Source organism: Bacillus cereus group sp. N8, from assembly GCF_016483685.1.
Lineage (GTDB): Bacteria > Bacillota > Bacilli > Bacillales > Bacillaceae_G > Bacillus_A > Bacillus_A proteolyticus.
The window spans coordinates 1-362 of the sequence record NZ_JAEHBK010000150.1 but is presented as its reverse complement, the minus strand read 5'-3'; the positions used below and the strand labels follow the sequence as shown (position 1 = coordinate 362).

The following is a 362-nucleotide window of genomic DNA, read 5'->3' as shown; positions in this document are numbered from 1 at the left end:
TTTAAAGATCTACCAAAGTACGATGGACAAGGAAATGAGTTCAAGTACACAGTAAATGAAGTAAAAGTGAAAGACTATGAAACAAAAGTAGAAGGAACAACGATTACGAACACTTACAAGAATACGGAAACAACAGAAGTAAGTGGTAAGAAAGTCTGGGAAGACTACAACAATAAGTTCAACACACGTCCAGAAGGCATCACAGTTCAATTACTTCAAAATGGAACAGAGTTCCAAACAAAAGAAGTGAAGGCTGATAAGGATGGTAACTGGAGTTTCGACTTCAAAGATCTACCAAAGTACGATGGACAAGGAAATGAGTTCAAGTACACAGTAAATGAAGTAAAAGTGAAAGACTATGA

At 36.2% G+C, this 362-nt stretch carries 1 protein-coding gene; it reads left to right on the top strand.

The annotated features are described in order from the left end of the window. On the top strand, nucleotides 1-362 hold a 362-nt coding region (locus tag JDS80_RS30795), incomplete at both ends, for a Cna B-type domain-containing protein (RefSeq protein ID WP_199640827.1).